The organism is Micromonospora sp. KC213 (genome assembly GCF_004348325.1).
Classification (GTDB): Bacteria; Actinomycetota; Actinomycetes; order Mycobacteriales; family Micromonosporaceae; genus Micromonospora.
The window spans coordinates 1-1,833 of sequence record NZ_SMKF01000333.1 but is presented as its reverse complement, the minus strand read 5'-3'; the positions used below and the strand labels follow the sequence as shown (position 1 = coordinate 1,833).

Sequence of the window (1,833 nt, the reverse complement as noted above, 5' to 3'; positions counted from 1 at the left end):
GGCAAGGGCCGGGCGGGGCGCTGGAAGAACTCCTGCCGCAGGCTGATGCCGCCCGGGCTGGCGTCGGAGCGCACCACCTCGCCGGTCTCCAGCACCTGCTTGAACCGGCGCAGGTCGTCGCGGACCTGCTGCTCCGGCTCCTCGCCGAAGAGCTTGGCGACGGCCCGACCGAGCCGCCCGGCCGGCGGCGCGTACCCGAGTTCCACCCGGACCTCGGTGCCCCGGTCGCCGGGTGCGGGCACGAACCGGACCCGGCCGGCGTTCGGCACCGCAGCACCGGGCAGCGACCGCCAGGCGATCAGCTCGTCCGGGCGGTCCTCGACGATCTCGGCCTCCCAGCTCACCGACTGCCCGGCCGGGCCACGCGCCGACCAACGCGAGCGCCGCTCGTCGACGGGGCGCACCACCTCCAGGTGGGCCATGAAGTGCGGCAGGTTCTCCAGGTCGCGCCAGAACCGGTACGCCTGCGACGCGGGCCGGTTGACGGTGACCCCGACCTCCATGGTGATCAGTCGTTCCCGCGCCCGGTGCGCCCGACCGGTCCGCAGCGCGGCGAGCAGGTCGACGGCGGCGATCCCGGCGATGACCCCGGTGGTGATCGCGACCCGCCGGCGGCGCTCGCCCCGCCGGTCGGCCAGGGCCCGCCCGAGCAGGGCGAGGTCGATGCCGTCACCGGCCACCCGGGTCCACGCCCAGCTGGCGGCCCGCCGCCCGGCCAGCAGCCCGGCCGCGTGCCCCAACTCCCGGCCGGCGACGGCCCGGATGACCGGGTACGCCCGCGGGGTGTCGTCCACGCCGGTCAGCCGGGCCACCGCGCGGGGGGCCAGCAGGCCGCCCACGCCGAGGGCGAGGCTCAGCACGCCCAGCGCCCGGGGCAGCGCGGCGCCCCGGCCGCGCCGCTCCAGCTCGTCCAGCACCGTCGGATCGGATCTGCGCACCCCGCACCACCATCACTCGGCCCTGACCGTCCCGGGGACGGCCCGGCGGCGAAAGCCACCACACCTGACGCTATGCCCGCCACAGGCCGCACAAACCCCGAATCCGCACAGAACCCAGGCAGGACGGCGAGTGCGATCAGCGCAGCGCGCCGACGACCAGTCTCGCCGCCTCGGCGATCAGCGCGTCGTCGTACCCGGCGTCCTTCGTGTCGCGGCGGGACAGCACCGCCAGCACGATCGGTGCGCCCTGCGGCGGCCAGAGCACGGCGATGTCGTTGCGGGTGCCGTACCCTCCGGAGCCGGTCTTGTCGCCCACCTGCCAGTCGGCCGGCACGCCGGCCCGGATCAGCTTCGCGCCGGTGGTGTTGCGTCGCAGCCAGTCGACCAGGACCGCGCGGTCCGCGTCGGACAGGGCGTCACCCAGCGCGTACGCCCGCAGGCTGGTGGCCATGGCCCGGGGCGTGCTGGTGTCGCGGACGTCGCCCGGCGCGGCCTCGTTCAACGCCGTCTCGATCCGGGCCGGCTCGGTCACGGTGTCGCCGATCTCTCGCAGCCTGCGCTCGAACCCGTCCGGCCCACCCAGCTCGGCGAAGATCAGGTTGGCGGCGGTGTTGTCGCTGTACCGCACCGCCGCGTCGGCGACCGCCCGCAGGGTCATCCCCGAATCGACGTGCTGCTCGGTGATCGGCGAGTACGTCACCAGGTCCGCCCGCCGGTAGCGGACCACCCGGTCCAGTTCCGCGTCGGAGGTCACGTCGAGCAACGCCCCGGCGGCGAGGGCCTTTACCGTCGAGGCGTACGCGAACCGCTCGTCGGGCCGGTGGGCGAGGGTGCGGCCGGTGCCGGTGTCGATGGCGTAGACGCCGAGAGTGGCGTCGAACCGCTGTTCCAGGGC

General features: G+C 75.4%; 2 protein-coding genes. Both read right to left on the bottom strand.

What is annotated here, in order from left to right; all coding sequences use genetic code 11:
* The coding region (locus E1166_RS30415; RefSeq protein WP_243710607.1) for an SRPBCC family protein at positions 1–938 on the bottom strand (938 nt) is incomplete at its 3' end.
* Between the two features lie 136 nt (positions 939–1,074).
* The coding region (bla, locus tag E1166_RS30410) for a class A beta-lactamase (protein ID WP_132343235.1) at positions 1,075–1,833 on the bottom strand (759 nt) is incomplete at its 5' end.